This is a genomic window from Bradyrhizobium sp. CCGB01, assembly GCF_024199795.1.
Lineage (GTDB): Bacteria > Pseudomonadota > Alphaproteobacteria > Rhizobiales > Xanthobacteraceae > Bradyrhizobium.
This window is the reverse complement of sequence record NZ_JANADK010000001.1, coordinates 2,078,905-2,102,542: the sequence shown is the minus strand read 5'-3', so window position 1 is coordinate 2,102,542 and position 23,638 is coordinate 2,078,905. Positions and strand designations below refer to the sequence as shown.

General features: G+C 65.4%; 19 protein-coding genes. 9 read left to right on the top strand and 10 right to left on the bottom strand.

What is annotated here, in order from left to right:
- Positions 1-121: 121 nt before the first annotated feature.
- From NLM25_RS09450 to NLM25_RS09435, 4 genes are all read left to right on the top strand, one after another.
- On the top strand, positions 122-6,565 hold the full coding sequence (locus NLM25_RS09450) for a non-ribosomal peptide synthetase (RefSeq protein WP_254136735.1): 6,444 nt from the start codon (positions 122-124) through the stop codon (positions 6,563-6,565).
- Between the two features lie 142 nt (positions 6,566-6,707).
- On the top strand, positions 6,708-6,875 hold the full coding sequence (locus NLM25_RS09445; RefSeq protein ID WP_254116590.1) for a hypothetical protein: 168 nt from the start codon (positions 6,708-6,710) through the stop codon (positions 6,873-6,875).
- Positions 6,876-7,105: 230 nt separating this feature from the next.
- Entirely contained in the window at positions 7,106-7,837 is a 732-nt protein-coding gene (locus tag NLM25_RS09440) for a 4'-phosphopantetheinyl transferase superfamily protein (RefSeq protein ID WP_254136734.1), read from the top strand.
- Positions 7,834-8,814, top strand: a complete 981-nt coding sequence (locus NLM25_RS09435; protein ID WP_254136733.1) for an LLM class flavin-dependent oxidoreductase — start codon at positions 7,834-7,836, stop codon at positions 8,812-8,814. The genes NLM25_RS09440 and NLM25_RS09435 overlap by 4 nt, the downstream gene beginning before the upstream one ends.
- Here the strand turns inward: NLM25_RS09435 and NLM25_RS09430 are convergent.
- The 3 genes from NLM25_RS09430 to NLM25_RS09420 are packed head-to-tail and all read right to left on the bottom strand — an operon-like array spanning position 8,811 to position 11,833.
- On the bottom strand, positions 8,811-9,650 hold the full coding sequence (locus tag NLM25_RS09430; RefSeq protein ID WP_254136732.1) for an ABC transporter ATP-binding protein: 840 nt from the start codon (positions 9,648-9,650) through the stop codon (positions 8,811-8,813). The genes NLM25_RS09435 and NLM25_RS09430 overlap by 4 nt on opposite strands.
- Before the next feature lie 13 nt (positions 9,651-9,663).
- Entirely contained in the window at positions 9,664-10,464 is an 801-nt protein-coding gene (locus NLM25_RS09425) for an ABC transporter permease (protein WP_254136731.1), read from the bottom strand.
- Positions 10,465-10,468: 4 nt separating this feature from the next.
- Complete coding sequence (locus tag NLM25_RS09420) at positions 10,469-11,833, bottom strand: ABC transporter substrate-binding protein (protein ID WP_254141143.1); 1,365 nt, start codon at positions 11,831-11,833, stop codon at positions 10,469-10,471.
- 348 nt (positions 11,834-12,181) lie between these two features.
- Between NLM25_RS09420 and NLM25_RS09415 the strand changes: the two genes are divergently transcribed.
- Positions 12,182-13,021 carry a Crp/Fnr family transcriptional regulator gene (locus NLM25_RS09415; RefSeq protein ID WP_375167824.1) on the top strand — a complete coding sequence of 280 codons (840 nt, stop codon included), beginning with the start codon at positions 12,182-12,184 and terminating at the stop codon, positions 13,019-13,021.
- 188 nt (positions 13,022-13,209) lie between these two features.
- Here the strand turns inward: NLM25_RS09415 and NLM25_RS09410 are convergent, their stop codons facing one another.
- The 3 genes from NLM25_RS09410 to NLM25_RS09400 all read right to left on the bottom strand — a co-directional run bounded on the left by NLM25_RS09410 (position 13,210) and on the right by NLM25_RS09400 (position 17,337).
- On the bottom strand, positions 13,210-14,235 hold the full coding sequence (locus NLM25_RS09410; protein WP_254136730.1) for a histone deacetylase family protein: 1,026 nt from the start codon (positions 14,233-14,235) through the stop codon (positions 13,210-13,212).
- 131 nt (positions 14,236-14,366) lie between these two features.
- Positions 14,367-15,305 (bottom strand): SMP-30/gluconolactonase/LRE family protein, encoded by a 939-nt coding sequence (locus tag NLM25_RS09405; RefSeq protein WP_254136729.1) that lies wholly within the window; start codon positions 15,303-15,305, stop codon positions 14,367-14,369.
- A complete protein-coding gene (locus NLM25_RS09400; protein ID WP_254136728.1) occupies positions 15,262-17,337 on the bottom strand; it encodes a PQQ-dependent sugar dehydrogenase in 2,076 nt (691 codons plus the stop codon). The genes NLM25_RS09405 and NLM25_RS09400 overlap by 44 nt, the downstream gene beginning before the upstream one ends.
- A 206-nt stretch (positions 17,338-17,543) precedes the next feature.
- Here NLM25_RS09400 and NLM25_RS09395 point away from each other — a divergent pair, with 206 nt between their 5' ends.
- Together NLM25_RS09395 and NLM25_RS09390 are read left to right on the top strand one after the other, a co-directional pair.
- A complete protein-coding gene (locus NLM25_RS09395) occupies positions 17,544-17,777 on the top strand; it encodes a DUF6894 family protein (RefSeq protein WP_254116582.1) in 234 nt (77 codons plus the stop codon).
- A 9-nt stretch (positions 17,778-17,786) separates the two neighbouring features.
- Entirely contained in the window at positions 17,787-17,963 is a 177-nt protein-coding gene (locus tag NLM25_RS09390) for a hypothetical protein (RefSeq protein WP_254116581.1), read from the top strand.
- Between the two features lie 125 nt (positions 17,964-18,088).
- Here NLM25_RS09390 and NLM25_RS09385 read toward each other — a convergent pair whose 3' ends face one another.
- A complete protein-coding gene (locus NLM25_RS09385; RefSeq protein ID WP_254136727.1) occupies positions 18,089-18,862 on the bottom strand; it encodes an enoyl-CoA hydratase-related protein in 774 nt (257 codons plus the stop codon).
- Positions 18,863-18,982: 120 nt separating this feature from the next.
- Between NLM25_RS09385 and NLM25_RS09380 the strand changes: the two genes are divergently transcribed.
- Complete coding sequence (locus tag NLM25_RS09380) at positions 18,983-20,572, top strand: gamma-glutamyltransferase family protein (protein ID WP_254136726.1); 1,590 nt, start codon at positions 18,983-18,985, stop codon at positions 20,570-20,572.
- 91 nt (positions 20,573-20,663) lie between these two features.
- Positions 20,664-20,894 (top strand): hypothetical protein, encoded by a 231-nt coding sequence (locus NLM25_RS09375; RefSeq protein ID WP_254136725.1) that lies wholly within the window; start codon positions 20,664-20,666, stop codon positions 20,892-20,894.
- Positions 20,895-20,945: 51 nt separating this feature from the next.
- Here the strand turns inward: NLM25_RS09375 and NLM25_RS09370 are convergent, their stop codons facing one another.
- Genes NLM25_RS09370 through NLM25_RS09360 form a run of 3 tightly spaced genes read right to left on the bottom strand, consistent with a single transcriptional unit; the run spans position 20,946 to position 23,624 of the window.
- Positions 20,946-22,229, bottom strand: a complete 1,284-nt coding sequence (locus NLM25_RS09370; RefSeq protein ID WP_254136724.1) for an FAD-binding oxidoreductase — start codon at positions 22,227-22,229, stop codon at positions 20,946-20,948.
- Between the two features lie 13 nt (positions 22,230-22,242).
- Positions 22,243-22,974 (bottom strand): amino acid ABC transporter ATP-binding protein, encoded by a 732-nt coding sequence (locus NLM25_RS09365; protein ID WP_254116576.1) that lies wholly within the window; start codon positions 22,972-22,974, stop codon positions 22,243-22,245.
- Positions 22,971-23,624: an amino acid ABC transporter permease gene (locus NLM25_RS09360; protein ID WP_254116575.1), complete on the bottom strand. Its 654-nt coding sequence runs from the start codon at positions 23,622-23,624 to the stop codon at positions 22,971-22,973. The genes NLM25_RS09365 and NLM25_RS09360 overlap by 4 nt, the downstream gene beginning before the upstream one ends.
- Positions 23,625-23,638: the final 14 nt, after the last annotated feature.

The following is a 23,638-nucleotide window of genomic DNA, read 5'->3' as shown; positions in this document are numbered from 1 at the left end:
ACCATTACTCCGTCGAAGGGCTTTAGGCCCCTCAACCACAGATTTTGGGGCCCGAACTTCACCTCAGACTGGACGCGTTCCCTAAGTCTTGGGAAGAATAGCTCAATCGGATCAAAAGGGAATGGCATTGTCGCACACTGCATCCGGAGCGGGAGAGGGATCGGACAACGCAGGCGCCGAAACCAGGACCTTTGCCGACATCGGCGGCCTTCTCGACTTCTATGCGCGGAAGACGCCGGCTGCGCCGGCTCTCCTCGCCCCTGGCCGGCCGGCCCTCACCTACGGCAAGCTCGGTGACTTGATCCAGCAACTGGTCCGGACCCTGCGGGGACTCGGCATTGCCCCTGCCGACCGGATTGCTGTTGCGCTGCCGCGCGGCGCCGACAGCGCGCTCGCGCTGATCGCGGTCGCCTCCACCGGCGCATGCGTGCCCGTCAATCCCGATCTGACGGCCGATGAGCTGCAACGCTATTTCAGCGAATTGCAGCTGACCGCGCTCGTTACCCGGGCCGACATGAACTCACCAAGTCGTGACGTCGCCAAGGCGCTCGATATCGCGGTGATCGATTTCGTGCCGGGGCCGGACGACAATCTCGGCGGCTGCGCGTTCGTCGGCCCGGTTGTCGGCCCTGCGAGCGCCAGCGGCGCCTCGCGCGGCGACGACGATGCGTTCATCCTGTTGACGTCAGGCACGGCGGCGCGGCCGAAAATGGTGCCGCTGACACAGCGCAACGTATGCCTGTCCGCATACAATGCCGGCCGCGTGCTGTCGCTCCGGCCCCACGATCGGCTGCTCAACGCCCTGCCGCTGTTTCACGCCCACGGCCTGATCTCCGGCCTGCTGACGGCGCTCGCCGCGGGCTCCAGCGTGATCTGCACCAACGGTTTCGACGCATCGTCCTTCTTCGGCTCGCTGCGGGAGCTGCAACCGACCTGGTACACGGCGGTGCCGACCATCCATCGCGCGCTGCTGACGGCGGCGGAAACCGACCCGGACCGCGCCCGCTCTTCGTCGCTGCGGGTGATTCGCTCGGCCTCGTCGTCGCTCGCACCCGCGATTTTGAACGGGCTGGAGGCGATGTTCGGCGTTCCCGTGCTCGAGACCTACGGCATGACGGAAGCGGCCTCGCAGATCGCGGCCAATCCGTTCGAGCTGCGCAAGGTCGGATCGGTCGGCCGCGCCGCGGGCCCCGAGATCGCGATCATGGACGAGGCGGGCCGCATGCTTGCGAGTGGCGAGCATGGCGAGATCATGCTGCGCGGGCCGAACATGAGTCGCGGCTATTATAATGACGAGGCGGCGACACGAGCCGCATTCCGCAACGGCTGGTTCAGGACCGGCGACCTCGGCTATCTCGACGCCGACGGCTATCTCTTCATCGTCGGCCGCATCAAAGACGTCATCAACCGCGGCGGGCAGAAGATCTCACCGCTGGAGGTCGAGGAGATCCTGCTGAGCCATCCGGCGGTGCTGGAGGCCGGCGTGTTCGCCGTCCCGCACCAGAAGCTTGGCGAAAACGTCGCCGCCGTCGTGGTGCTGCGCCCGAATTCCGAAGCAACATCGGACCAGCTGCGGCAGTTCGCCCGCAAACGTCTTGCGGCCTACAAGGTGCCGAGCCTGATCCGCAGCGTGGCCGCACTGCCGAAGGGCGCGAGCGGCAAGGTCAAGCGCAACGCGCTGGCCGATCTGATCACAGCCGTGGAGCATGGCGACGAAGCGCAATTGCCGCGCAACGCGCTGGAGACCCAGCTCGCGGGGATCTGGGCCGGCCTGCTGGAGCTGCCGCAGGTGGGCATCGACCAGGACGTCTTTGCGCTCGGCGCGGACTCGCTTGCGGCGACGCAGATGCGCTCGCGCCTGCGCGAACGCTTCAACGTCGACTTCTCGTTCGAGGACATCTTCGATTGCGCCACGGTCTCAGCTCTTGCGGCCTGGGTCGAGACCGCCACGACCCATCGCGAGACGATGCTGCCCGCATGGCGCCCGGCGGTAGCGGCAGAGGCGCCGCTGTCGTTCCAGCAGCAGCGGATGTATGTGCTCTCGCGGCTCGATCCGACCCGCTACAATTATAATGTCGTCGAAGTCGCTTTGCTCAAGGGCCTGGTCGACGTCGCCGCGCTTTCTGCGAGCCTCGCCGCGATCTGCGCGCGCCACGAGGCGCTGCGCTCGGTCTTCGTCGAACGGCAGGGCGAGCCGGCGCAGCGCGTGCTGCAATCGCCGCCGCGGTTCGAGCGGATCAAGCTCAAGCCTTGTCCTGCGGACAAGCGGGCCACGATTGTCAGGCGCGAGGCGCTCAAGCTCGCGCAATATCCGTTCGATCTGGCGCATGAGCCGCCGCTGAAGGTCACGCTGCTGTCGTTCGACAAATCCAGCCACGCGCTGGTGGTCAACGTCCATCACCTCGTCACCGACGGCTGGTCGCAACGGCTGTTCTGGGAGGAGCTTGCCATCCATTATGCCGCCGCGCGCAAGACGAGCGCGGCGACGCAGCCCTCGCCCGCCTTCCAGTACCGCGACTTCGCGCTGTGGCAGCAGTCCTGGGCGCAGACGCCGGCGGCAAAGGAACAGCTCGATTATTGGCGGACGCAGCTCGACGGCCTCACCACGCTGCCGCTGCGGACCGACCGGCCAAGGCCGGAGATCTGGAGCGGCCACGGCGCCCGTCACTATCTCGAATTCTCCAAGACGCTGTCGGCCGATTTGCGCGCGCTGAGCCAGGATCAGGGCGTCACGCCTTTCATGACGCTGCTCGCAGCGTTCCAGTGCCTGCTGTTCCGGCACACCGGACACGAGGATGTCGCGACCGGATCGCTGATCGCCAACCGCAACCAGATCGAGAGCGAGCGGCTGATCGGGCTCTTCGCCAACACCCTGATCCTGCGCAACGATTTTGGCGGCGATCCGAGCTTTGGCGAATTCTTGCGGCGGGTGCGGCAGGTCACGCTGGACGCCTACCGCAATCAGGACCTCCCGATCGAGGAGGTGCTGCGTGCGCTCCAGGTCGCGCGAAGGACGGACGGCAATCCGCTGTTCCGTATCATGTTCATTCTCCAGAACGCCTCGATCGAGGCGGCACGTTTCCCCGGTCTGTCGACGCGGCGGCTGGAGGTCGACCCGAAGGTCGCGCGCTTCGACATCACGCTCGAACTGGTCGAGGCCGACGGCCGCTTCACCGGCTTCTTCGAATACGCCACCGATCTGTTAGATGCGGCGACGATCGAAGACATGGCCGCGCAGTTCAAGACTCTGCTCAAGGCCGTCATTGCCAATCCCGAGCAGCGCATCTCGCGCCTGCCGCTCCTGACCGAGGCCGAACGCCGCCAGTTGCTGGCGAAAGGCCATGGCATGGCGGCCAATTTCACCATGCGTGGCAATTTCAGCGAACGCTTCGATCGCCAGGCGAGGAAGACGCCGAATGCGGTTGCGGTGTCGGACGGACGTGCCAGCCTGACCTATCGCGAGCTGGCCCGCCGCAGCGAGGCTGCCGCGCGCTGGCTGGCGCGCGAAGGCATCGGTGCCGAGAGCGTGGTCGCCTTGCTTGCGGATCGCGGCCCCGACCTGCTCGCCGCGATGATCGCCGTGCAGCGCGCAGGCGCGGCCTTCCTCAATCTCGATCCCGACCAGCCGCCGGCGCGGCTCGCGACCATCCTCGGATCGAGCTGCGCCCGCATGCTGCTGACCGGGCGTGCCCAGTCGGCCATGGTCGAGGCGCTGCTCGAACCGCTGGTCGAGCGCATCCATGTCGCCGAGCTCGAGGACGCGATCACGCCAGGGGCGACCAGGCCGGCCCGCGCCGCGCGGCGCGCTGCCTCGAGCCTCGCCTATCTCATCTATACGTCCGGCTCGTCCGGCGCGCCGAAGGGGGTCATGATCGAGCAGCGCGGGCTGTCGAACCATCTGGCGTCGCTCATTTCCGAGCTTGGGCTGTCGGCGAGGGACGTGATCGCGCAGACCGCGCCGCAGAGCTTCGTCATCTCGGTGTGGCAGTTCCTCGCCGGGCCGATGGTCGGCGCGCGTGTCCATGTCTGTGCCAACGCGATCGTGCAGGACCCGATCCTGCTCGCGCGGGAAATCGAGCGCGAGGGCATCACGGTGCTCGAGATCGTGCCTTCGCTGCTGCGCGTGATCCTCGATCGCATGAATGAGCCGCCGATCCGGCGCGCCTTCGCAAGGCTGCGTCTCCTGATCTCGACCGGAGAACCGCTGCCCGTGGATCTCTGCAATGCCTGGTTCGCGCGCTGCCCTAAAGTGCCGCTGATCAACGCCTACGGCGCGTCGGAATGTTCCGACGACGTCTCGCTGCATCGCCTGACCAAAGCGCCGGCGGCGGCGACGAGCAGCGTTCCGGTCGGCGCGGCGCTGCCCAACACCCAGCTCTATGTGCTCGATCCGAACCTCCAGCCGCTGCCGGTCGGCGTGACCGGCGAGCTCTGCATCGGCGGCGCCGGTGTCGGCCGCGGCTACATCAACGATCCCGCGCAGAACCGGCGGCGCTTCCTGCCCGATCCGTTCTCGCGCCAGGCAGACAGGCGGCTGTACCGGACCGGCGACCTCGCCCGCCGCCGCGCTGATGGCACCATCGAATGCCTCGGCCGCGCCGACCATCAGGTCAAGGTCCGCGGCTACCGTATCGAGCTCAAGGAGGTCGAGAACGCGCTCGCCGACCATCCCGCCGTGAGCGCCGGCATCGTCGAGCCGCGCCGCGAGGCGAGCGGCGATGTCAGGTTGATCGCCCATATCGTCGCAAGGGCCAGCAGCCAGAGCAGCGCCAGCGAGCTGCGCGAGTTCCTGAAGAGCCGGCTGCCGGGCCATGCCATCCCGTCCGCATTCCTGTTCCTGGACCAGGTGCCGCTCAATGCCCATGGCAAGATCGACCGGTCGGCGCTGCTGGCGCCGGCGCAGCAGGAAGCGTCCGGTCCGGATGCCGCCGTGCCGGCGCGGCACTTCGCCGAAAAAGTGCTCTCGGACATCTGGATCGACCTGCTGAAGGTCGAGAGCCTCGGCGTGACGGATAATTTCTTCGATCTCGGCGGCCATTCGCTGCTGGCGGGCCAGGCGATGGCGCGCGTCGCCCGTGCGCTCGGCGTGTCGCTGCCGATCAAGACCATCTTCGAGGCGCCGACGATCGAAGAGCTCGCCCAGCGGGTCGACGCGGCCGTGGCGGCGAAGCCGCGCAAGTCGGCCGCAGGCAAGCCGCGGCTCGCTGAAAGCGGGCCTCCGACAGTCTCGATCGCACAGGACCAGATGATGCGGATCGAGCAGAACCTGCCGGGCTTGCCGGTATTCAACCTGCCCTTTGCCTTCCGCCTCCAGGGCCCGCTCGATCCGGCCACCCTCGCGCAAGCGTTCGGCGACATCGTGCGCCGCCACGAATCGCTGCGGACCGGATTCGGCTGGAGCGGCGAGGAGCCCGTCAGCCGCATCGCCACACCCAGCGAACTCGGACCCGTCCTCACCATCGAAATCATCGGCGACGGACGTCCGCACAACAATAAGCGGCGCAAAGCCCTCGAACTCAGGAAGATCGATCTCCTGATCGAGCAGGAGACCTACGCCCCGTTCGACACCGCGCGGCCGCCGCTGTTGCGGGCGCGGCTATTGCGGCTCCATGCCGACGATCATGTGCTGCTGCTGACGCTGCATCATGCCGTTGCCGACGGCTGGTCGATCGGCGTGCTGTTCGAGGAACTGTCCAACCGCTATGCGGCGCTGGCCGGTCGTCCGTCCGTGCCGCTGCCGAAACTGCCGCTCGCCTTTTCGGACGTCGCCCGCTGGCAGCGCTGGTGGTGCGGCACCGACGCCGCCCGCCGCCAGGCCACCGACTGGACGGAGAATCTGCGCGGCGCCGCTCCGGTCTTCGACGGTGAAGCAAGCCCGGGCGCGTCGACCGGGCATTACCCCGTCAGCCTCGAGCGAGAGCTGATCGGCCGGCTCACGGCGTTCGCCGGTCGGCATAACAGCACGCTGTTCATGTGCCTTCTCACCGGCCTCAAAGCCCTGCTGCTGGCGCAGACCGACCGTAACGACATTTCGGTCGCCACCGCGATGGCCAATCGCGCCCAGCCGGACACCGACCGGGTCGTCGGCCCGTTCGAGAACACGGTGATCATTCGCACCCGAATCACGCCGGAGCTGTCGTTCTCGCAAGCGCTGGCCCGGGTGCGGCAGAGCGTACTCGACGCGCATGCGCGCCAGGAGCTGCCGTTCAACATCCTGGCCGACCATCTGGAGCAGGAGGGGATCGATCCGGCCTCGCTGGTTCAGGTCTATTTCACTCTGCAAAATCCGCTGCGCCAGCCGCTCGATCTGCCTGACATCACGATGGAATCGATTGGCCACATCGCGCGCGAAGGCCAGCCGGTGCTGCCGATCGACCAGACCTGGCTATCGCTGATGCTCAAGGAGCGCCCGACCGGAATCACCGGCTCATGCAATTACAAGGGCGAGCTGCTCGATGGTCGCAGGGTCGGCGAGTGGATGGCGGATCTCGTCGCGCTGCTGGAGGCGGCCGTTGCCCAACCCAACACGCCGCTCGGCCGATTGCTCGCTCGCAGGGCGGCGTGACCGGCCGTACAGCACGGGCGAATACGGGTTCACTCGCCAAAGCTGTGAATGACAAAGTTGCAGCTTGATTATTTGGCGCCAGCGCGCAAGATTATTCTGCCGTTTTGATTTGGACGATTATTTTCAACCGGGGGAGTTTGTTATGGGTTTCATCAAATTTACCAAGGGCACTTCGTTGAGCGACAAGGACCGCAAGGCCCTGCAAAAGCTGCTGGGCGCCGAGAAGAAGAAGCTCCAGTCCGCGCTCAAGGATGTCGACGCCAGCCTTTCGATGCTCAGCGGCTCGAAGAAAGCCAAGAAGAAGAAGTAAGGCTCGTCGGCCGGGACGCCGCACGAACCTCGAGCTTCACTTTCGGATATGGGCCGCTCGCTCGTCGAGTTGGGGTCTCGCACAAGCTTGCGCCTGTAAACCGGCCTGCAAATCGACAAGAAATTGCCCGGGTGGACCGTTAGAAGCGGTCCGCTCAGTTGATTCTTGCTCAGTTGATTCTTCCGTCAGGTCGGAGATTTGGCCTCCGCCTGACGCCATGGGCCCAATTAATGGCAGACGACAGAATTGAACTGTTTGTCGGACTGATCGAGACCATTGACGCGCCGGGCGCGGTCGATGCGTGCCGCCGCCTGCTCTCGGTCGACGAACGGATCCGCGCCGACCGCTTCATGTTCGAGCGGCATCGGCGGCAATATATCTTCGCGCACGCGATGCTGCGCATGGCGCTGTCGCAGGTCGTCTCCAACGTCGCACCCTCCGACTGGTCGTTCGGGGCCGGCCGCTACGGGCGGCCGTTTGTTGCAGCGCCCGCGACCTCGACCGCGCTGCATTTCAGCCTGTCCCATGCCGACGGCTGCGTTGCCTGCGTCGTGTCGAGGCATGAGGCCGTCGGGGTCGACGTCGAAACCGTGTCGCGGCGTGTCGCGCCGCTGTCCACCGCGCTTCGCTTCTTTGCGCCGGAGGAGGTCGAAACCCTGCGCGGACTGCCGGAGCCCGCCGCGATCGAGCGCTTCTTCGACTACTGGACGCTCAAGGAGGCCTATTTGAAGGCGCGGGGGTTTGGGCTCAATCTGCCGCTCGACGCTTTCGCAATGCAAGTGTCGCGGGAGGCCATTGAGATCAGCTTCAAGCCCGACATCGCCGACGATCCGCACGCGTGGCGCTTCTCGCTGTGCTCGCCATCGCCCTCGCATCGTCTCGCGATCGCCGACGGCTCCCGTGCGACCGGCGGCCTTCCCATCGCGCGCAATGCCTGGCCGCTCCAGGAAGCGGCTGAATGACGCCGGCGCGGCTGCGCGTCTTTCCCGCGATCTCGCGCAACCGCGATCCCAAAAAATATGTCGGCGAGCTGATGCGGGTGGCTGGGTTCGCCGACCGCAACGGCTTCGAAGGCATTTTGCTGTTCGAAGGCAACGACGTATTCGTCGAGCCATGGGCGATGGCCCAGCACATCATGGCTGCGACGGCGCGATCTTCGCCGCTGATCGCGGTCAATCCCGTCTACATGCACCCGTTCACGGCTGCAAAATTCGTCTCATCCTTTGCGCAGCTCCACGGCCGCAAGGTCTATCTCAACATGATCACGGGGACCGCGGTCAGCGATCTGCAGGGGCTGGGCGACGACCAGTCGCACGCCGACCGCTATGTCAGGCTCGGCGAATTCGTCGCGCTGATGCGCCAATTGCTGGAAAGCCCACGCCCGGTGAATTTCGAGGGACGGTTCTACCGCGCGAGCAACCTGCAACTTCGCCCGCGCTTGCCGGCGGAGCTGATGCCGGAATTCCTGGTCGCGGGCCAGTCTGAAGCGGCGCAGCGCGTGGCGAAGGAGACCGGATGCATCAAGATGCAGATGCTGCCGCCCGATCTCGATCGCGGCCTCGAAGCGCCCGGAATGAACTTTGGCATTTTCGCCCGCGAGGGACGCGACGAGGCGCGGCGCGCGGCAAAGGCGCGCTTCCGCGACAATTCCGATGATCGCGAGCTGCTCGCGCTCACCGTGGAGAACAGCGACTCCGTGTGGAAGCGGCGCCTCTATGACGGCCAGAGCGGCGAGCTCGCCGACAACGGCTACTGGCTGCTGCCGTTCCTGACCTTCCAGGCCGACTGTCCCTATCTCGTCGGCAGCTATGCCGAGATCGGCGCGAAGCTGAAGGAGTTCGCGGCGAAGGGCCTGACCACTGTCATGCTCGACATGGTCGCGGACGAGGCCGAGATGCAGCACGTCTGCAAGGCCCTCGCGGCGAGCGGGATGTTCTAGGGTGTAACACCGAGCGGACTGAGCCGTGCCAGCGGCTCGCTGCCTTCCGGCTGTCGCAGAAGCTGCATGACATGCCGCTTCAGGCGCACGAACTCGGGTTCGGTGACGAGATCGTGGCTGCGTGGCCGCGCGAAAGGCAGCACCACATCCTCGATCACCCGGCCGGGTCTTGCGCTCATCACGACGATGCGATCGGCGAGGAACAATGCCTCGTCGATGTCGTGGGTGACGAAGACCGTGGTGGTCGGGATCTTGCTCCAGATGTCGAGCAGGACCTCCTGCATCATGCCGCGCGTCTGCGCGTCCAGCGCACTGAAAGGTTCGTCCATCAGCAGCACTCGCGGCTGGTTGATCAGGACCCGCGCGATCTCGACACGCTGCTGCATACCGCCTGACAGCTGCGCCGGATAAAACGCCTCGAACCCGGATAACCCGACCAGCCTCAGGATGGCGTCGGCGGCGCGGTCACGTTCCCTTCTCGCAAGTCCCCGCATCTTCGGGCCGAAGGCGACATTGTCGCGCACCCGTTTCCAGGGGAACAGCGTATGTTGCTGAAACACCATTCCCCGATCGGGGCTCGGCCCCTGGACCTTCTGCCCGTCGACCGTGAGCCGGCCGGCTGTAATTGGCAGATGTCCGGCCAGCGCGCCGAGCAGCGTGGACTTGCCGCAGCCGGAGGGACCGAGAATGCAGACGAGCTCGCCCGGCGCGATGGCAAAGTCGAGACCGCTCACCGCCTCGAACGCATCACTGCCTTCGCCAAGCGAGATCGAGACATCGGCGATGTCGATGCGACCGACGCTCTTCGCGTCGATATCCGCGACCCGAATGTTCATCACGCCACGCCTTTCATCGTGCAACTCGCGAGCTGCGCCAAGGCATCAGAAGCCGCCCGGCGGTCGTCAGCAGCCAGCTGGAGCCCATGCCGAGCAGGCCGATGATCAGCATGCCGACGATGATGTCGGCATAATTCTGCAACGTGTAGGCCTCCCAGGTGTAGTAGCCGATGCCGAACTGGCCTGAGATCATCTCCGCGGTGACGAGGCAGAACCACGACGTGCCCATGCCGATCGCGAGCCCGGTGACGATGCTGGCCGCAGCGTCCGGCAGGACCACTTCCCAGAGGATCGCCGGTCCGCGCGCGCCCAAGCTGCGGGCGGAGGCGACCAGCCGACGGTCGACATTCGCAACACCGTGCACGGTGTTCAGCACGATCGGAAACAGGGCTCCGATGAAGGTAATGTAGATCATCGACAGTTCGGACGACGGGAACATCAGGATCGACAGCGGTATCCACGCCACCGCCGGAATCGGCCGCAGCAATTCGAGCGGCGGCAGCAAGAGGTCGCTCGCCGCGCGCGACCGGCCGATCGCAAATCCCAGGATCACGCCGATGACGACCGCCGCCCCGTAGCCCGCGAACACGCGCCAGAGGCTGCTGGTGATATGCGCAGCCAGTTTCGGCGAACGAAACAGGGCGATAGCGGATTGGACGACCTCGACCGGCGGCGGCACATTGCGGAAGGTCACGATCCCCAGATTGAGATGCGTCGTCGAAGCGACCTGCCACAGGGTGATGCAGGCCAGGATCGAAAGGCCGCGGACCACCCATCGGATGCCAGCAGGCCGTGCCTGGATAGCGGCGGCCATCGCCTTACCGGCTCGCGACGAGGGACTCGCGCGCGGCCGCAAAGTCGAGCACCGCGCCGCCATGCTGCTTCGACCAGCGTTCCGCCGCGTCTTTGAGCAGGAACGCGCTCAGCTCGCCCCTCGACGATCGCACGAACCAGGCCTGGTTTGCGAACAGCTTGATGCCGGTCTCGCGATCCTGAGCGTAGACGACGCGGATGGTCTTGCCGTCCTTTTCAAGGCCGGCGAGCGCTTTCAAGGCGTTCTCGGGCGACGCGTAGTGGCGGACATGAGCCTCGTCCTTGATCCAGATCTGCGCAACACGGCTGAAGTCGCCGATCTCGGCGCCCGTCGCGGCGTCCTTGGCTCGAAGCGGAAGCTGCGCATAGTTCTTCAGCTCGGAGTCGTAGTTCCGCCCGGCCTGCGCGGCCGCCACGCGGATGAATTTGTCCGTGACGAACTGGTTGATATCGAGATCGCTATCCGCCCGCTTGAGCAACTTCAGCGTCTTGATCGAGGTTGCGACTGCCTGGCGGTATTCCGGCTTCCAGGTCACGTCACGGGTCTGAAGACCGAGCGGGCCATGGAAGAGATATTCGACCTCGGCCTCGATGCCGGTCACCTTTGCGATCAGCTCGCTGTACTTTTCCGGTTCCTCGGCAATCAGGCGGTCCGCCTCGATCGCGGCACGCAAATAGGCGACGACGATCTCGGGATATTTTTCGGCGTACTCGGCATCGACCAGCCCGCCGTGGAATGTCGGTGCGTTCGCCTGCGCGCCGTCAAAGATCTTGCGCGCAAAACCCCGCCACGGAAACAGTTCGGCGAACGGAACGAAGTCGGCATGCGCCTCGATCTTGTTGGCCTGCAAGGCCGGCCCAGCAACCTCGGGCGCCTGCGTAATGATGTTGACGTCGGTCTCGGGATTCCAGCCCTTGGCCTCGATGGCGCGGAGCAGCATGCCGTGCGAGGTCGATGCAAAGGGCACGGAGATGGTCTTGCCCTTGAGCTCGTCGAGGGACTGTACCGGCGAACCCGACGGCACCACGATGCCATTGCCACTGCCCTTGGTGCTGCCGGACAACACGCTGATGAAGAGGCTGCGGCGTCCCGCCTTCTGGAACGCCACGCCGTTCAACGAGCCCGGAAAATCCGCCATCGCACCGAAATCGAGCTTGCCCGCGACCATCTCATTGGTGAGCGGCGCGCCGCTGGTGAAGTTCTTCCACTGAATGTCGTAGGTGACATCCTTGTACTTGCCGTCATGGGGCAGGAACTTCTCCAGCAGCTTGAGCTCGCGAATGAGCAGCCCGCCGGTCGCGCAGTTGATGGTCGTATCCTGCGTTCCGACCGCCACACGTATCGTCTCCGCCTGCGATGGACCGAACATGGCGACTGTGATGGCCACGACGGCCGCACTCGTTCTGACAGAGCTGAAATCGATCATCGAATTGTCCTCGGAGGCCGGGCCATTCCGGCAGCGACGCGAACCGGCAGTATCGAAGGAGCGGCTCGCTGCTTGAAGCAATTACTTGCATCGCGCTCGCGTCATGATTCCGTCGCGCATCGGCGCAAAGGATTTTCTCGGGATGAAGCGATCAACAGAGGAATCGTTTCGCCGCCGGTCGGCGCGCGTATCAAGCTTTGCTAAGTGATTTGGAACGATCGCAAAGAGATGGACATCGCACCATCGTCGCTCTTACCTATTCGCAAGACATCTAAGAGCTGACGGATTGCGATGACCATACTCAAGGAAGCTGCCGCGACCGAGCCTGCCGCTTTCGCCAACCGGCATCACCCGGGCGTTCAGTTCGACTGGACCGACCGCGAGAAGACGCGGCGAGTGCGCAGCACGCGCACGAAGACCGCAAGCTCGGCGTTGTTCATGAGCGAGACGATCGACGGGCTGAACGCCGGGGCGCATTTCCTCGATCGGCTGTCGGTGCCCGAACAATCGCGCGTGCACGCGGCCGGCCGCACGATCACGGTGCCGCAGGGCGAGATGGTGTTCAGCCAGGGCGACGGCCACGACGGCATCTTCATCATCCGCCGCGGGCAGGTGCGGGTCTACTACACCGCGCCGTCGGGACGCGAGATCACGCTCGCCTATTGGACGCCCGGACATTTCATCGGAGGCCCGGAGATATCGGGCGGCGGCATTCACATGTGGTCCGGCATCGCCATCGAGGCCTGCGAGATCACGGCCCTCTCCGGCCCCGCGCTCGAGAAATTACTGACCGGCATGCCGAGCTTCGCGCTGGCGCTGATTGACGGTCTCATCGCCAAGGGCAAATGCTATTCTTCGATGGCGCAGATCCTCGGCACACGCTCGGTGATCGAACGGCTGGCCCAGTTCCTGCTCACTTTGTCGGAGCTTCATGGCGTTGCCGAAGGCGATACCGTCGTCATCAACCGCAAGATCACCCATGACCAGATCGCGGCCATGGTCGGGTCGACACGGCAATGGGTCACGATGATGCTGAAGCGTTTCCAGGACCGCCGCATCATCGTCATCGACGGCAGCAGCATCCGGATCAGCCGGATCGATCTGCTGGAGCAGATTTTGTTCAAGGATTAGGGCGGGGCGCGTCTAGTCCCTCTCCCCGTTCTTACGGGGCCGCGACGAGCTTCGCTCGCGCTGAGAGGGTTGGGGTGAGGGGCTGTCACCGCGAGAAAGGTGAAGATTGGACTCGCGGAGACTCCCCCTCACCCGGAATTTGCTATCGCAAATTCCGGCCTCTCCCCGCACGCGGGGAGAGGCGAAGATCAGCGCGCCTCTTCGAACCCTGCCAGCACCGAGGTCAGGTTCGCGCCCAGAATATCCGAGAGATAGCCGCCCTCCTGCACGAACACGGTCGGCAGGCCCATCCTGGCGATGGCCTGGCCGATGCGGCGGAAGCCGGGTGTGGTGACCGCGAGGCCGCGCAGCGGATCGTGCTCGGAGGCGTCGAGGCCGAGTGCGATGACGAGGGCGCCGGGCGCGAAGGATTCGATCGCCTTGCGCGCGACATCCATGGCCTGCATGTAGCCGTCATCACCGGTGCCGATGGCCAGGGGGATGTTGAGATTGGCGCCGAGGCCCGGACCTTCGCCGCGCTCGTGCGCATAGCCCCACACATAGGGATAATACGCGATGGGATCGGCGTGGATCGACACGGTGTACACGTCCGGCCGCGCGTAAAATATGCCTTGCGTGCCGTTGCCGTGATGGACGTCGACGTCAAGGATCACGACGCGCTCGTGCTTCAGCCGCAGATGCGCCGCCGCGATCGCGCTGTTGTTGAGGAAGCAGAAGCCGCCGGCCATGTCGCGATAGGCGTGATGCCCGGGTGGACGGCAGAGCGCATAGGTCGCGTCCTCGCCGTCCACCACCATCTGCGCTGCCGTGACCGCGACGTCCGTCGCGGCGCAAGCCGCGGCCCAGGTACCGGGGCCGATCGGCGCCGCGGTATCGGCGGTGTGCCAGCCGAGCTTGCCGACGATGTGGGTCGGATAGGTCGCGGCATGGCGCACGGGATGGATGTTGCCGATCATCTCCGGGCCGGAATCGCCAAGCGCGGTCCAGGCCTCCCAGGCCTCGCTCAGGAACGACAGATATTCCGGACTGTGGATGCGCGCGCGGGGCCCCTGCCCGAATGTCGTCGGCTCCACCAATTGATGCTTGCCATCCTTCAACCCGTTGAGCAGGCGGTCGGCGCGCTCGGGCTGTTCGGTGGTGCGCTTGACGACGCCGCGAACCAGGAAGAATTGCGGATCGTGGCTGCGATGCAGTTCGGTATGGACGGCTTTCACTCAAACACTCCGTGGTGTCTACGCTCTGACGATGCCACAGATGTCTTGGTCCCTGCGACGGCGAGATGCAAGCAAGAAGAATGCCGCGCATGCCGCACTGCCCCGCGCCGGAAGCAGATCGCCCCTGAAGATCAGCAGCGTCCGCGCTGGAGGCAGTGCTCGCGGCCCTGCTGGTCGGTGCGGAAGGACTCGACGAAACCGCCCTGACGCTGGGTGACGAAGACGGTCTTGCCATCGCTGCCGCCGAAGGCGAGGTTGGTCGGCTCCTTGCCCTTCAGCACGATCTCCCGCTCGACCGCGCCATTGGGCTTCATCAGCGCGACCGTGCCCTTGAGAATGCGCGCGACATAGAGGCGGCCGGCGACGTCGGTGCGCAGGCCGTCGACGGTGTCGGGCTGGAATGCCTTCACCATCTTTGCGCCGGTGAGCTCGTTGCCATTGATCGCATAGGACCAGATCTGGCCGCTGCTGGATTCCCCGACATAGAGGGTCTTGCCATCGGGGCTGAGATCGATGCCGTTGGTGGTGCCCATCGCGCGCGATGCCGACATCACCTGCCCCTGCACCGACCCGTCGGCGGCTTTCGCAATCCGCCAGATGTGGCCTTCCCTGCCCTTCCAGTTCGGATCGCTCGCGTAGATCGTGCCGTCGCGCGCGATCGTGATGTCGTTGGGCTGGCTCATCTCGTCGGAATGAAACCAGACGACGGGCTCGCTCGCGCCCTTCGCGATCGCGAAGATGTTGTGCTTCTTGTAATCGGCAATGAACATGGTGCCGTCACGCGCGAAGCGGATGGCGTTGCCGACGCTGCCCTCGGGCAGTGCCGTGAATGGCTCCGAAGCCGCGCCGCCCGCAGGCAGCTTACCGATCGCACCGGCCTTGCCAAGATTGACCACGAAGAGGTTGCCGTCGAGATCGGCAGCCGGCCCTTCGATGCCGAACGTGTATTCGCCTGACGGCGTCACCTGCACACTTTCGAACAGCTTCGTTTCCGCCTGGGCGGACGTCGCGATCACGAGAAGAACGCTACTGCACAGGCACCAGAAATTCCTGCCGGATGTAATAGCCATCGTCGTCGCTGCACTCGCCATTCAAATAGGGATCGGCCGGCCGGAAGAACCGGCTGATGCCGGGTTTGTCTACAGCGCTCCTTTGTGTCACGACAACGACCTTGGCGGCCGGTATTTCGCCGCATTCCTTGTTGGTCTTGCCAAAGAACTTGCGCTGCGGCGGGCCGGACTTGATCCGCATCCGCGTGCCCGGGACCATTTTCGCAACCAGCAGGTCCGCGGTGTCGAGCAGACGCGTGTAACCGGGCTCGGTCTTGGGCAGGCCTTCGCCGCCCGGCGGCATCAGCTTCTCGGCGCCGATACCGCGCAGCCGCGTGCGCAGCTTGCCGGACTCGGGATCGCCCGGATAGATCCAGCCGTCCTGCGACAGCATGAAGCGCAGCACCGTCGTGTCCTTTTCCGCGTCCGATTGCCCTGCCTTCAGGCCGAAATCCGAATGGCAACCGACGCAATGCTTCTCGACGAGGCCCTTGCGCAGCGTGGTGAGCCGGACGCTGTTCTGCGCATCCCCGGCGACGAAGGCCGCAAGCTGGTCGATCATCGCCTGGCTGCGCATGTCGCAGGGAAGCGGCGGAGGCGCCTCGCCCGCGGCGCGGTCGATGCGGATCACGGTCTTGTTCTTGTCCTCGACCAGCCAGATCGCGCCGTCTTCTGCGACAGTCATGCCGACTGGGGCGCCTTGCGGCCGCGCACCGTTGACGCGGTGCCAGCCGGCGATCAGCTCCTCGAACGGTGCAGCGGCGACGTCGCCGGCCTCGGTCTGAAAACTGTGAGTCGGATCGGCCGCGCAACTGACGTGATAGCGCACCGGCGCCGGAGCGGGCTTCGGGAAGCCATGGTCGTCGACGTCATAGGCGAGGAGGCGGCTGCCGGTCGGACGATAGCCGTGCAGGCCGACCAGCAGCTTGCCTTCCAGCTCCGGGAATTTCGCGCCGTGGTAATACAGCATCGCGAGCGGCGCGCCGTGCGGCGGCATCAGCGAGAACGGCGCCTTGTAGAGTGCGTTGGCCGTGCAGAGCGACTTGTAGACCCCGGATTGCAGCACGAGCTTGAATTCGGGGCTCGGCGTCGAGAGGTCATAGCAATAGGGCCAGCCATAATGCCTGCCCTGCTCGATCGCGTTGATCTCCTCGTTCGGTTTGAAGATGTCGGGCAGGTCACGGCCATTCTCGCCTTGCAGGAAGGCGTAGCCGGCATCGGGAAAATTCGGGTGCAGCGCCAGCGCCATCGAGTTGCGCAGGCCGCGCGCATAGACGGTGTGCGGCGGGTCCGGGTCTTTCGGCCCCAATGCCGGGAAGACGCCGCCTGACGGCGGCGTGAACAGCCAGATCGATGCCATCGCGGAAGCACCCTCGGCCGCCGCGCAGGGCTTTGTGATCGGCGCCGGCGTGATGCAATCGTCGCTGTGCGAGCCGATATTGACGAACAGCCGACCGTTCCTGTCAAAGGCAAACTGCTTGAGCGGATGCGCGCTCTCGTCGAGCCTTGTGCCGTCGGGCAATGTGATCCGCCGGCCCGGCATGTGCCGGATGATGGTCTCGACCGTGCTCCGCGGATTGTCGGCGAGCGGATCGAAGCGGAAGATCGTCTCCGCGGTCGAGGCATAGAGCTTCTTGTCCGGACCGATCACGAGGCCGAACGGATATTCGATTGCCGTCAGCAACTCCTTGAACCGCTGCCCCTGGGGCGCGCGCGGATCGAGCAGCAACAGCCGTCCGTCGGTGTGGCCCCAGCCGCCCATGTCGGCGACGACGAACAGATCACGGCCCGGCACCTGGATGATCGAACGCGGAAATTTGAGATGATCCTCTTCGCTGGCGACCAGGCCGGCGCAGAATCCCGCCTTCATGTCGATCTGGATCTTGGGAAAGGCGAGATCGCCGCTGCCGCAGGTTTCCGTGCCGATCGCGTAGCCGCTTTTCCTCACCGGCTCGGATGAGGCTTCCTGGGCGAGACCGAGCAACACTCCGGCGACGATCGCCGCAGACAGGCACAGGCGCCTTCGGCCCCGCGAAAATGTGAAGTGGTTCACGGCGCCCCCCGGACTTTCCGTCCAAAGTTGTTTCATGTCACGGGAACGCCGTCCAGTTGATCATCACCCCCCTGTGATCAAACCCGAATGAGCCTTGGTGCCGACCAATCTCCGTAGATTCCCTTACCGGGCTCGCCCCGAATGTTTCGCGAAGGCCTCGGGTGGTATCTGTTTGCCATCCCAATCGCTCCCAATAGGAGACGCATATGGTCCAGGTCTATTTTCACTGCTCCAACACCGACGGCACGCTGATCGATCGCAGCGGCATCGCAGTGGCGAGCCTGACCGAGGCGCGTGACCGTGCCGCCCAGATCATGCACTCGATGATCCAGACCCCGGGTGCCGAAGACTGGCGCGACTGGGTGATCCATGTCAGCGGGTCCGACGGCGAGGAGATTTTCGACCTCCCCTTCACCGCCATGCTTGGCAAGCCGCATTGAGGTGATGCCATGCTGTTCGCTTCATTGACCCTGCTCTGCCAGCCCATCACCTTCGTCGCCACCAAATGGCAGAAGCTGGTGCGGATCGCGGGCAACCCGTACCGCCCCGAGCTGCACTACATGCGCGGACCTGGCCCGAAATGGCACGCCAAGTATCGGGCCAGCCGGCTGGACCGCAGGCTCTGAGCGCTGCGGCTTCGCCGTTTTCCCACTGATCTCCCTCGTCATGGCCGGGCTTGTCCCGGCCATCCTCGTTCTTGGACCACCGCCGAAGACGTCGATGCCGGGGTCAAGCCCGGACATGGCGAGCCTCACCGTCCCGTAAACCTTGCCTTGCGCTTCTCGACGAAGGCGGTCCGGCCTTCGATGGCGTCGGCGCTCTTGCGGATCGTGGCCTGAACCTCGATCTCGCGGCGGAACTGCGCCTCGTAGGTCGTGTGCTCGCTGTCCTCAACCAGCGCTCGGGTTGCGACCAAAGCGCGCGTCGGGCCGTCGGCGAGGCGCCGCGCCAGGACCAGCGCCTCGTCCATCAGCTTGGCATCGTCGACGACCTCTCGCACCAGGCCGATCTCCCGGGCGCGTTCGGCCGTCAGCGGCTCGTTCAGCAGCATCAGCTCGAGCGCACGCTGACGACCGACCAGGCGTGGCAGCAGCCAGGTCGAACCGAGATCCGGCACCAGGGCGATGCGGCTGAACACCTGGATGAAGCTCGCCGACCGCGCCGCAACAATGATGTCGCCGGCCATCGCGAGACTGAAGCCGCCACCGGCCGCGACGCCGTTGACGGCTACGACAACAGGCACACGGCATTCGCGCAGCGCTTTGAACGCGGGCCAATAGAAGCGCATCACGCCGGCGGCGATGTCCTCGCCGAGCGCCTCCGACGCCTTCAAATTCTGTCCTGAGCAAAAACCGCGCCCTGCGCCGGTGAGAACCAGTGCGCGAACGTTCGCATCCCCAGTCATCTCGGCGACGGCGGCAGCGAGTGCGCCGAGCAGATCCGGCGTCATCGCGTTCAGGCTCGCCGGCTCGTCGAGGGTCAGAATCCCGACGGCGCCATCCCGCGCCTGTTTCACACCTGCCATGCCGCGCCTCCCTTTGGATGTTTTCGTTGGCCGCAATGTGCCATCCTCACCGTGCCCCGCCAATGCTGACCTTCCGCGTTAGCGCAAAAAGCCCAAAACAACAGAGATCAAGACGACATCATGCCTCACCAGTTCAGCCTCAACCAAACCGTCCGCAAACCCGCCGTCAAATCCAAGGGCGGCATCGTCGCCTCGCAATCGCGGCGGGCGGCCGAAGTCGGGGCACAGGTGCTGGCGGCGGGCGGCGACTGCGTGGACGCGATCGTCGCGACCACCTTCGCGCTGAACGTGCTGGAGCCCTGGAACAGCGGCATCGGCGGCGGCGGCGCCATGGTGCTCTACCGCGCCAAGGAAAATCGCACCGAGGTGATCGACTACGGCATGTGCGCGCCGCAGAGCCTGCGCGCTGCCGACTATCCGCTCAGCGGCGAAGGCGCAGCTTCCGATCTGTTTCCCTGGCCGCGCGTGAAGGACGATCGCAACATCCACGGCCCCGGCTCGATCGCCGTGCCCGGCGTCGTCGCCGGCATGGAGGAGGCGCATCGCCGCTACGCCAAAATGCCGTGGAAAGATCTGGTCGCGCCGGCCGCCGCGCTCGCCGGCGAAGGCCTGCTGGTCGATTGGTGGACCACGGTGACGATCTCGGGCTCGGCCGCCGATCTCAGGCGCTACCCCGCAAGCGCGGCAGCATTCCTGAAGGACGGCCTGCCGCCGAGCGCGCCGTGGGGCATCAAGTCCGAGACGCGGATGCCGCAGGACACGCTGAAGGCGACGCTGTCGCATCTCGCCGAAGCTGGCCCCCGCGATTTCTACCAGGGCGATCTCGCCAGGAGCATCGCCTCCGACATCAAGGCCGACGGCGGCTCGCTGTCGGTGGAAGATCTCGCCGCGTTCCGCGCGCATCTGCGCGAGCCGCTGGCAATCCCCTATCGCAACGGCAAGGTGTTTGCGACGCCGGAGCTCACGGCCGGACCGACCATGGCGCATGCGCTACGCCTGTTGCAGCAGAGTCTGAAGCCGGCGAGCGCGCCGGATGCGGCCGCCTACGCCGAATATGCGCTCGCCTTGCAAGCGGCTTTCCGCGAGCGGCTCAAGGACATGGGCGATGCCGCCGGCAAGCGCTCGCTCGGCGCCGAATATCTGGCGCCCGCCTGCACCACGCATTTCTCTGTGGTCGACCGCCACGGCAACATCGCAGCGGTGACGCAGACGCTGCTCTCGTCCTTCGGCTCGAAATATGTGACACCGCACAGCGGCATCGCCATGAACAACGGCATCATGTGGTTCGATCCGACGCCGGGTACCACCAACTCGCTCGCGCCCGGCAAGCGCTGCCTCTGCAACTACACCCCGGTCATCGCCGAGACCAAGGACGGCAAGCGTCTCGCGGTCGGCGCCTCCGGCGGCCGCCGCATCCTGCCGTCCGTGATGCAGCTCGTGTCCTTTGCGATGGATTTCGGCATGGATCTCGATAGCGCCATCCACCAGCCGCGCATCGACGCCAGCGAAGGCGAGGTCGTGATCGGCGACGCCAGACTTCCTGCGGAAGTCCGCAAGACCCTTGCCGCGCGCTTCGACTATGAGGAGAGCCGGGTGCAGTCCTTGCCGCAGAAGTTCGCCTGCCCGAGCGTGGTCATGCGCGACGGCGACACGAATTTTGGCGCGGTCGAGATCTTCCAGCCCTGGGCGGATGCTGTCGCGGAAAGCTGAGCGTCACGACTCCTCCATATTTGCACGCGACACCGCGATCGATGTTCGTTCGCCGAACGGACAGATGCGTGCCTTACAGGAGAGATTTCGGATGAAGAAACTTGCGCTCGCCGCAACATTGATCATCGCGGCCGGCTTCACCATGCCCGGCGCAGCGTTCGCCAAGGGCGGCCACGGTCATGGTCATGGCCACGGTCATGGCCACCACGGCGGATACCATGCACATCGCTACGCCGTAGCTCCCGGATGGCATCATGGGCGCAAGGTCGGCTGGCGCGGCAGAGGATGCCCGCCCGGCCTGTGGAAGCAGGGCCGCTGCTGACGCGGTTAGCAATTCACGCGAGGCGCCGTCCCTGACCGGGCGGCGCCTTCTTCAAATACCGAGCCTGTCCCGCACGCGGCCTGCGATCACAGCGGTCGTCACACCCACCGGCCAGAACGCATGCATCGGGATCGGATTGATGCCGGTGACGGGCATGTCGATCTCGGCCTTGGAGCCGCCGGTCAGGCGACGCGCAAGCTGCGCGCCCATCGCGGTCGAGAGTGCGACGCCGCGCCCGTTGCAGCCAAGCGAGATCAGGATGTTGTCCGCCGGCTCGTGCACATGCGGATAATGATCCTTGGTGATGGCGAGCCGGCTGTTCCAGCCATGGGTCCAGGCCACGCCCTTGAGCTGTGGCCAGAGCCGTTCTGCATAACGCATGAGATAGGCGACGTCGTTCGGCGAGTTGATCCAGCGCATCGGGCCGCGGCCCCCCATCAACAGGCGGTTCTGCTGGTCGATGCGGTAGTACACGGTGATGTGGCCGCTCTCGTAGAGCACGGGCCGCGTCGGCATGATCGAACTTGCGACCGCGTCGGAGAGCGGCGCGGTGGCGGCGATCGACGAAAACACCGGGACGATGGTACGGCGGAGCGCCGGCCAGAGATCGTCGGTGAAGCCGTTGGTGGCGAGCAATACCTTGTCCGCGTGCACCACCGCGCGCGGCGTCTCGATGCGCCAGCGCGTGCCCTCACGGCGGAGCGATAGCGCCGGCGTCTCTCCGTGGACTTTCGCGCCGGCCGAGATCGCGGCACGCGCCAGACCGCGGGCGTAGCTGAGGGGATGCAGATCGCCGCCGCGCGCGTCCAGCATGGCGCCAATGTAGCGGTCCGTGCCGGTCATCGCGCGCAACTGCTCGCGGTTCAGATATTTCACCGGCATGCCGCGGCGGATGCATTGCTGCGCCGTTTTCTCGATCGCGGCGGCGCTGGCCTCGTTATAGGCCGCGCGCAGCGTGCCGTTCTGCCGGGCCTCGCACGGGATCTGGTAACGGCGGATCAAATCGTGCGTGAAATTCGTGGTGCCGTAGGAGAACGCGATCATGCGGCGGCCGAGTTCGGTGCCGAAATCGGCCTCGATCTGATCGGGATCGTGCTTCAGGCCGGGATTGGTGTGCCCGCCATTGTTGCCCGACGCGCCCCAGCCCGGCTCCTGCGCCTCCAGCACCAATGCTTCAACACCCTGCTCCGCCAGATGCAGCGCGGTGGAAAGCCCTGTGTAGCCACCGCCGACGATCGCGACCGACACGTTCTTGTCCGCGTCGAGCGGCGGTGTGGCGACCCGCGCAACGGCGGTGTCGGCATAGAGCGAGGGCGGCAGAGGCAGGCGCGTCATTACAAAGGTCCGGTCAGAGCGGATGTAGCACGCGGCGCAAGAAGTCCTGCGTCCGCGGATGCTGGGGTTGATTGAGCAGCGCCTTGGCCGGCCCCTGCTCGACGATGACCCCGCCGTCGATGAACAGCACGCGGTCGGCGACGTCGCGGGCAAAACCCATCTCGTGGGTGACGACGACCATGGTCATGCCCTCATCGGCGAGCTTGCGCATCACGCCGAGGACGTCGCCGACGAGCTCGGGATCGAGCGCCGAGGTCGGCTCGTCGAACAGGATGGCCTTGGGCTGCATCGCCAGCGCCCGCGCGATCGCGACGCGCTGCTGCTGGCCGCCGGAGAGCTGCGGCGGATGCACGTCGGCTTTCTCGGCGAGCCCGACGCGGGCGAGCAGCGCGCGGCCCCGCTCGAACGCCTGCGCGCGCGGCTCCTTCTTCACGAACAGCGGCCCCTCGACGACGTTTTCGAGCACTGTCCGATGCGGGAACAGGTTGAAGCGCTGAAACACCATCGAGACCTGGGTGCGGATCGACACGATCGACGGCGCGTCGCGGTCCACCTTGAGGCCCTCGACGCTGATCTCGCCGCGGTCATAGCTTTCGAGACCGTTGATACAGCGCAGGATAGTGGACTTGCCGGAGCCCGAGGGGCCGATGATGCAGACCACCTCGCCCTTCTGGACGGAGGCCGTGATGCCCTTGAGCACCTCGACCTTGCCAAAGCTCTTGTGGACGTCGCTGAGCTCGATCATCGCTTGCCGGCCCGTTTCTCGAAATGACGGACCAGCAGGATCAGCGGGATGCTCATGGTGAGATACATCAGCGCCACCAGCGTGAACACGTTGGTGTTCTTGAAGGTCGAGGAGGCGATCAGCTTGCCTTGCAACGCGAGCTCGGCGACCGTGATGGTGGAGGCTTGCGAAGAGTCCTTCAGCATCATGATCATGACATTGCCGTAGGGCGGCAGCACGATGCGCACTGCCTGCGGCAGCACCACGCGGCGCATGGTGAGCCACCAGCCCATGCCGATCGATTGCGCGGCCTCGATCTGACCCTTGTCGATCGCCTCGATGCCGGCGCGGAAGTTTTCAGCCTGGTAGGCCGAATAGGCGATGCCGAGCCCGAGGATCGAGGCCTGCAGAGCCGACAGCGTGACGCCAAGATCCGGCATCACGAAGTAGAGGTAGAACAGCAGCACGATGATCGGGATGCCGCGGATTACGTTGATCAGGCTGGCGCTGAGCATCGACAGGACACGGATGCCCGAGACCCGCATCATCGCCCAGATCAGGCCCAGCACCGTCGAGAGCAACAGCGAGCCGATGGTGACGACGATCGTCAACGCGACGCCGTTCATCAGGATCGGGAAGAACTCGACAGCGTCGTGCCAGAAGCCTTTCATCGTAAAGCTCGATC

What these genes read in the sequence shown, in the direction of transcription:
- NLM25_RS09450 (WP_254136735.1), top strand. Translation starts at nt 122, where the DNA reads ATGGCATTGTCGCACACTGCATCCGGAGCGGGAGAGGGATCGGACAAC.
- NLM25_RS09445 (WP_254116590.1), top strand. Translation starts at nt 6,708, where the DNA reads ATGGGTTTCATCAAATTTACCAAGGGCACTTCGTTGAGCGACAAGGAC.
- NLM25_RS09440 (WP_254136734.1), top strand. Translation starts at nt 7,106, where the DNA reads ATGGCAGACGACAGAATTGAACTGTTTGTCGGACTGATCGAGACCATT.
- NLM25_RS09435 (WP_254136733.1), top strand. Translation starts at nt 7,834, where the DNA reads ATGACGCCGGCGCGGCTGCGCGTCTTTCCCGCGATCTCGCGCAACCGC.
- NLM25_RS09430 (WP_254136732.1), bottom strand. Translation starts at nt 9,650, where the DNA reads ATGAACATTCGGGTCGCGGATATCGACGCGAAGAGCGTCGGTCGCATC.
- NLM25_RS09425 (WP_254136731.1), bottom strand. Translation starts at nt 10,464, where the DNA reads ATGGCCGCCGCTATCCAGGCACGGCCTGCTGGCATCCGATGGGTGGTC.
- NLM25_RS09420 (WP_254141143.1), bottom strand. Translation starts at nt 11,833, where the DNA reads ATGTTCGGTCCATCGCAGGCGGAGACGATACGTGTGGCGGTCGGAACG.
- NLM25_RS09415 (WP_375167824.1), top strand. Translation starts at nt 12,182, where the DNA reads ATGACCATACTCAAGGAAGCTGCCGCGACCGAGCCTGCCGCTTTCGCC.
- NLM25_RS09405 (WP_254136729.1), bottom strand. Translation starts at nt 15,305, where the DNA reads ATGGCTATTACATCCGGCAGGAATTTCTGGTGCCTGTGCAGTAGCGTT.
- NLM25_RS09395 (WP_254116582.1), top strand. Translation starts at nt 17,544, where the DNA reads ATGGTCCAGGTCTATTTTCACTGCTCCAACACCGACGGCACGCTGATC.
- NLM25_RS09390 (WP_254116581.1), top strand. Translation starts at nt 17,787, where the DNA reads ATGCTGTTCGCTTCATTGACCCTGCTCTGCCAGCCCATCACCTTCGTC.
- NLM25_RS09385 (WP_254136727.1), bottom strand. Translation starts at nt 18,862, where the DNA reads ATGGCAGGTGTGAAACAGGCGCGGGATGGCGCCGTCGGGATTCTGACC.
- NLM25_RS09380 (WP_254136726.1), top strand. Translation starts at nt 18,983, where the DNA reads ATGCCTCACCAGTTCAGCCTCAACCAAACCGTCCGCAAACCCGCCGTC.
- NLM25_RS09375 (WP_254136725.1), top strand. Translation starts at nt 20,664, where the DNA reads ATGAAGAAACTTGCGCTCGCCGCAACATTGATCATCGCGGCCGGCTTC.
- NLM25_RS09370 (WP_254136724.1), bottom strand. Translation starts at nt 22,229, where the DNA reads ATGACGCGCCTGCCTCTGCCGCCCTCGCTCTATGCCGACACCGCCGTT.
- NLM25_RS09365 (WP_254116576.1), bottom strand. Translation starts at nt 22,974, where the DNA reads ATGATCGAGCTCAGCGACGTCCACAAGAGCTTTGGCAAGGTCGAGGTG.
- NLM25_RS09360 (WP_254116575.1), bottom strand. Translation starts at nt 23,624, where the DNA reads ATGAAAGGCTTCTGGCACGACGCTGTCGAGTTCTTCCCGATCCTGATG.